This is a genomic window from Acinetobacter sp. ANC_7512 (genome assembly GCF_056779935.1).
The window spans coordinates 1-1,469 of the sequence record NZ_JBWYIX010000026.1; the positions used below are offsets into that span (position 1 = coordinate 1).

Consider the following 1,469-nt stretch of genomic DNA (forward strand, 5'->3'; position numbering starts at 1 on the left):
AGGCATGGATGAAAGCATCACAGTTGTTGTCCCTGAAGGTTCATACACTGACTTAACAGGTAATGAAGGCAAAGAAGGTACAGCAACAGATCCAATTGATACTGATGCACCGTCTGTGACTGTGACCATCGATGAAACAGGTAAGATCACCATTCAGTATGAAGATGATGTCAATCCAGCATCGATTGATGTGAGTGATTACACAGTCATCGATGCGAATGGCAAACCATTGTTGGTTGAATACAGCATTTCAGAAGATGGTTTGACTGTGACTGGTCAAGTGACTACACCGTTTGAAGGTAAGGTGACTGTACTTGTTCCTGCAAACAGCTATGAAGATGTTGTGGGCAATAAAGGTGGTAAAGGCACCGCAAATGAAACGGTGGATACTCAAGCACCAACAGTTACCGTTAGCATTACGCCTCAAGGTGACATCGTCGTTGCATACGAAGATGATGTTGATCCAAGCACCATTGATCCGAAAGACATCATCATTACAGATAGCAATGGCGATATCGTAAATGTGACGCTAACACCGTCTGAGGATGGCTTAACATTTACAGGTAAAGTGCCATCAGGTATTGATGAGCAAATTACCGTTGTTGTTCCTGAAGGAACTTATGCCGATCATACGGGTAATTTAGGTACACAAGGTGAAGCGACTGCAGACGTAGATACTGACGCACCACGTGTTCAGATCATTATTGATGAAAATGGCATCATTACCTTAACCTATCCAGACGATACTAACCCTGACTCTATCGTGACCACAGGGGTTGTGGTGAAAGATCCTGCAGGACAGCCAATTGAGAATATCATTTTCGAAAAACAAGAAGATGGTACGTATACGGCTCAAGTCCCTGAAGAAATTGATGGCAAAATCTCGGTAACTGTACCGAAAGACAGCTATGAAGATCTGATAGGTAACCCAGGTAAAATAGGTTATAACGAAGGATTTGTTGATACTGAGTCTCCAAGTGTCAATGTGACGCTTGATGAAGATGGCACCATCACTGTGAAATACGAAGATGATGTCGATCCAAAATCTATCCACCCTGAAGACATCAAAGTTACAGACCAAGATGGTAAGCCAGTTATCGTTGACTTCACACCTTCAGAAGATGGTTTGACCCTTGTAGGTAAAGTGCCTGAAGGTATGGATGAAAGCATCACCGTGGTTGTGCCTGAAGGTTCATACACTGACTTAACAGGCAATGAAGGTCGCGAAGGAACAGCAACCGATCCAATCGATACTGATGCACCATCAGTGACTGTAACGATTGATGAAAATGGTAAGATCACTGTTCAGTATGAAGATGACGTTGATCCGAAATCTATCAACCCTGAAGACATCAAAGTTACAGACCAAGATGGTAACCCTGTTGAAGTTGAATTCACACCATCAGAAGATGGCTTAATCCTCGTGGGTCAAGCACCTGAAGGTATGGATGAAAGCATCACCGTGGTTG

At 43.3% G+C, this 1,469-nt stretch carries 1 protein-coding gene; it reads left to right on the forward strand.

The features are described from left to right. The coding region (locus tag AC1M9H_RS14285) for a hypothetical protein (RefSeq protein WP_481613642.1) at nt 1-1,469 on the forward strand (1,469 nt) is incomplete at both ends.